Here is a 4372-nt window from a genome sequence, read left to right on the forward strand (position 1 = left end):
TCGAAACCGCGGCCGTTCGACCCGAAGTCGGGACAGTCTTTGCTATCAGAACCCCGTTCGGTCCAGGCGACATCACCAGCAGCCCGGCAACAAGGGCAAAACTCAATATTGTTTCAAGGGACATAGCGCAAAATCTAAGGCTGTTTTGAGATAGAAACGGTGTTGGGTGCGAAAACCGGTTCACATTATGCCCAATCTAACCATATGCTGAACGAATGCAATTCGGAGCATTCAGCTTCTGCGTAAATTCCTTCGAGCACTTTTGGACCTGAATATATGACGTCGTTTGGCCTTAATGTCCGTCTGGAGGGCGACAGTTACTTCATCGTCGATCTTCCGCTCTGCGCTGTCCGGCTCATGAAGGACGCCAATTATCCCTGGTTGCTGCTTGTTCCTCGAAAACCCGACCTGGTTGAAGTCATTGACCTTGGCGAGGAAGATCAACAGCAGCTGATGCGTGAAATCGTGCTGGCAAGCAAGGTACTGCGGTCGGTGACGAATTGTGAAAAACTGAATGTCGGCGCCCTGGGTAATCAGGTGTCCCAGTTGCATGTCCATATTATCGGTCGCTTCCGGAACGATGCTGCCTGGCCCGGTCCGGTTTGGGGGGTGGTGCCTGCAGAACCCTACGAACCAGAGAAGGCGGATGTCCTGATCGAACAGTTCTGGAATGCTTTCTCATCGGAAGGTGATTGATCCCGCTCGGTCCAGATGTTTCCTGGGCCCGAAGAGCCCTTTCCGATCACCCAGCTCCTGTTGGGTATCTTTTCGATAAATTCTGCCTGTTTCGGGTGGCATAAATCAGCCTATCGGCAGCGTGGGGCCACTTGCTCGACACACCGCCTCACGGGCGCCCCTGCCAATTGATCGTTTTGAAACATCAATTGATTTAATATGATCGGAAAGTGCTCTAGTGTCCCGACAGACGTCAGCCTCGCCAAAACTTTCCAAGGATTACAATATGCGTTCCTCTGCCGCCGGTCTCCGGGCCATGGAGATGAGTTTTCTCGGCAACACACTCGATCGGCAGTCGACGCGGCGCAGTGAAAGTTCTTATCTGGATGAGCTGCTGAACAAGCCGGACACCCAAGTCATCCTTTCAACCGACAAGACCCTGGTCTTTCCCGCGGGCGAGGTGTTTCCGGTAGGACATGACCTGAATTCGGCGAAAGCGCTTGGTGCAGACCCTGCCGAAATGGTTTTTCTCGGATTGCGACCGGAAAACGGTCAGGCTCTTTTTGCCACAACGCTTCCCCATAGCGATGAGGAACTGGCCGATCGTTCGGATATTCAGATCGAGGACTTGCGCAACCTTGCCCTGCGAAACGCTCTTTGCGAGCAGGATCTCGGAGCGCTTGCCCAGGCTCGCGCCCTGATCCACTGGCACAGGACCCATTCCCATTGCTCGCGTTGCGGGGAAAAAACTCAAATGGCGGAGGCCGGGTACAGGCGGGATTGCCCGTCTTGTGGAGCACCGCACTTTCCGCGGACCGACCCTTGCGTGATCATGCTGATTACCGACGGCGACCGGGCTTTGCTTGGGCGCCCTGCACGCCTGCCGGAAGGTGTTTACACGACTCTGGCCGGTTTCATGGAACCGGGTGAGACGATTGAGCAGGCCGTTCGCCGCGAAACTTTGGAAGAATCGGGCATCATTGTCGGCGACGTCCGACTGATTTCCAATCAACCCTGGCCGTTTCCGGCCAACCTGATGCTCGGCTGTGTTGGAATCGCGACATCGCGCGACATCGAAATCGAAGATGACGAGTTGGAAGATTGCAAGTGGTGTGATCGCGCGGAAGTTCTACAGATGACCGATGGCACGCATCCGGAAGGCCACCGGATACCGCCGTCCATTTCCATCGCCTATGAATTGATTATCGGGTGGCTTGAGGAGAAAACCTGATGAGCTGGTGCATCTATCTGACCCATCCGGAAGTCAAGATTGACCCGGATGTGCCGGTTCCTGAATGGGGCCTTTCCGACGTCGGGAGGGAACGGGCACTGAAAGCAACCGAACTGCCATTTGCCCCGGACTTGAAAAAGGTGGTTTCCAGCGCAGAGACCAAGGCTGTTGAAACGGCAGGCATCTTTGCGGAGAAATTCAAGATCCCCCAAACGTCCCGGGTGGCATTGCACGAAAACGACCGTTCGGCCACAGGCTTTCTACCTCCAAACGAGTTCGAGCAGGTTGCCGATCAGTTCTTTGCCGAGCCGGAGATCTCCGTCAGGGGATGGGAACGAGCTTGCGACGCACAACAGCGGATTGTTGAGGCCGTATCTGCCGAGCTTGCAGGAACAAGCCCGGATCAGGCGGTTCTGTTTGCAGGACATGGCGCGGCAGGGACACTTCTCATGTGTCATCTGATGGGCGTTGCGATCTCAAGAGATCACGACCAGAAGCGCGGCGGCAGCTGGTACCGATTTGAACGGGACTGGCTGACGTCACAGGCCGGTCACGATTTGAGTTGGATCGAAGTTTAATCGTGCTAGTTTTCCAGAGGACCTGACGCTTCTGGAGCCTGACGTGATCCGCATCCTTTCAAATCTTGCAGCCACTGCTGTATGTGTATTCATCTTGCATGCAGAGCCAGCTCGGGCGGGAAAATACGACGCCCAGTTCCGCCAATTTTTGCAATCCGATATCGCGCCTGCGGCCCTAAATGCCGGCATTTCTCAAGCAACGCTCGACCGCGAGCTGTCCGGGCTGACGCCCGATACATCCCTGCCAGGTCTTGTCGGACCCGGTGGAAAAGGCTCACCGCCGAAAGTCAATTTTCAGGCTGAATTCAGAACACCGGCGCGCTATTTCAAAGACAATCATTTCAACGCCCTTGTCTCCTCCGGTCGCCGCCTGATGCAAAAGCATGCATCCACCCTTGAGCGGATCGAGGCCAGATATGGCGTTCCAAAAAGGATCATACTGGCGATCTGGGCGAGAGAATCGGGTTATGGCGGAGCCAAGATCCCCCATGATGCCATCCGTGTTCTGGCAACCCGTGCGTTTATGGGGCAACGGCCGGATTTCTTCAAAAGCGAATTGATTGCTGCGCTGAAAATCCTGCAGAACGGCGATGTCTCACGCAAGGCCATGAAAAGTTCATGGGGCGGCGCCATGGGGCAACCGCAATTCCTGCCATCGTCCTATCTGAAATACGCCGTTGATTTTAACGGCGACGGCAAGCGCAACATCTGGACATCGGAGGTCGATACCATGGCCTCGATTGCAAACTACCTCACAGCACATGGTTGGAAGAAAGGTCGGGACTGGGGCTATGAGGTGTTCCTGCCCAACACGGTTTCCTGCACTCGGGAAGGTCCGGATAACCGGCAGAGAATTTCCGCGTTCGTCAACGAGGGCGTCAAGCGGGTCAGCGGTCGCCCCTTTCCGGATCATGAGCTCAGGCAACCGGGCAACATCCTTCTGCCGGCGGGAAGATATGGACCGGCGTTTATTGCCACCGAGAATTTCTACGTCCTGAAGGAATACAACGAATCCGATACTTATGCGCTGTTTGTCGGGCATCTTGCCGACCGCTATGGCTCCAACAAAGGATTTGTCGGCGACTGGAAACCGATGAAGGAAACCACACGCGGGGCTGTTCGCAACCTCCAGCAACGGCTTGAGGGACTTGGCCATGATGTTGGCGGCGCTGACGGTCTGATCGGCTTCAAGACCCGCCGATCCATCGGCAAGGATCAGGAAAAGAACGGTTTCTTTGCAACGTGCTGGGTGGGATGACGTCTCCAGGCACGCGTTTGTGACCATGCTTCCAAAATCCTCCCTTCAAAACTTTGTTGATGACCCGTGACCATTGGATGCATTCGCATGAGCCCGCGATCATTCACGCGGGAATAATGTGATAACTTTTCCTTTTATTTTTTATTGTTTTACGATAATAAATTTTTGCCATTCAGAAAATGGAGTACCCACGCATGTTTGGATTAAACGTCCAGCGCGCGACACTGTCGCTGCGCGCCAGACTATTATTGCTCATCGTCCTTCTGACGGGATCTCTTGCCGCTTCGGCAGTTGCCAGTGATCTTGAAAAATTCAATCCGGCAACAACGGACCCTGAATACTTCCGTATTGCTGTCCAGCATTCCGAGCGACTGCAGGTTCCAACAGACGGAGCCCGGATGATGATCGTGATGAGCGACAAGAAAACCGGCCGTGTGGTCAAGGAAAAGCAGATCTTTCTGCAACGAACCGAGACAACGGAGGAACCTGCGGAAAGCCTGCCGGGCGGCGGTGAGGATGTCGTTGCGGTATACAGGATACCGAAACGTCACATCGCTCAACTACGAGCACTCCAAGCAAAATTTCTGGCCTTGCCCAAGTCCGAGCGGGACGGCCTTGCAGGTTCCCTGT

Annotated in this window: 5 protein-coding genes and 1 pseudogene; 5 read left to right on the top strand and 1 reads right to left on the bottom strand. The window is 54.8% G+C overall.

Features of this window, described 5'->3' with window-relative positions; translation table 11 throughout:
- Positions 1–124 (bottom strand): annotated as a pseudogene (locus tag K5905_RS28470) (LysE family translocator); the annotation flags it as partial.
- Positions 125–276: 152 nt separating this feature from the next.
- On the opposite strand from K5905_RS28470, the gene K5905_RS28475 reads away from it, so the two are divergent.
- The 5 genes from K5905_RS28475 to K5905_RS28495 all read left to right on the top strand — a co-directional run.
- The gene (locus tag K5905_RS28475) at positions 277–696 is read left to right on the top strand and encodes an HIT domain-containing protein (protein WP_297590713.1); all 420 of its coding nucleotides are present in this window, start codon (positions 277–279) and stop codon (positions 694–696) included.
- A 265-nt stretch (positions 697–961) separates the two neighbouring features.
- Positions 962–1906: an NAD(+) diphosphatase gene (gene nudC, locus K5905_RS28480; protein ID WP_297590716.1), complete on the top strand. Its 945-nt coding sequence runs from the start codon at positions 962–964 to the stop codon at positions 1904–1906.
- A complete protein-coding gene (locus tag K5905_RS28485; protein ID WP_297590719.1) occupies positions 1906–2484 on the top strand; it encodes a histidine phosphatase family protein in 579 nt (192 codons plus the stop codon). Before nudC ends, K5905_RS28485 begins: the two co-directional genes overlap by 1 nt.
- A 52-nt stretch (positions 2485–2536) precedes the next feature.
- Positions 2537–3742 carry a lytic murein transglycosylase gene (locus K5905_RS28490; RefSeq protein WP_297590725.1) on the top strand — a complete coding sequence of 402 codons (1206 nt, stop codon included), beginning with the start codon at positions 2537–2539 and terminating at the stop codon, positions 3740–3742.
- A gap of 194 nt (positions 3743–3936) precedes the next feature.
- Positions 3937–4372 (top strand): hypothetical protein (locus K5905_RS28495; RefSeq protein ID WP_297590722.1); only part of this gene is annotated, 436 nt, incomplete at its 3' end.

The organism is Roseibium sp., from assembly GCF_025698965.1.
Classification (GTDB): Bacteria; Pseudomonadota; Alphaproteobacteria; order Rhizobiales; family Stappiaceae; genus Roseibium.

Excerpts from the sequence above, each read along its gene's own strand:
- K5905_RS28485 (WP_297590719.1), top strand. The coding sequence starts at position 1,906 with ATGAGCTGGTGCATCTATCTGACCCATCCGGAAGTCAAGATTGACCCG.
- nudC (WP_297590716.1), top strand. The coding sequence starts at position 962 with ATGCGTTCCTCTGCCGCCGGTCTCCGGGCCATGGAGATGAGTTTTCTC.
- K5905_RS28475 (WP_297590713.1), top strand. The coding sequence starts at position 277 with ATGACGTCGTTTGGCCTTAATGTCCGTCTGGAGGGCGACAGTTACTTC.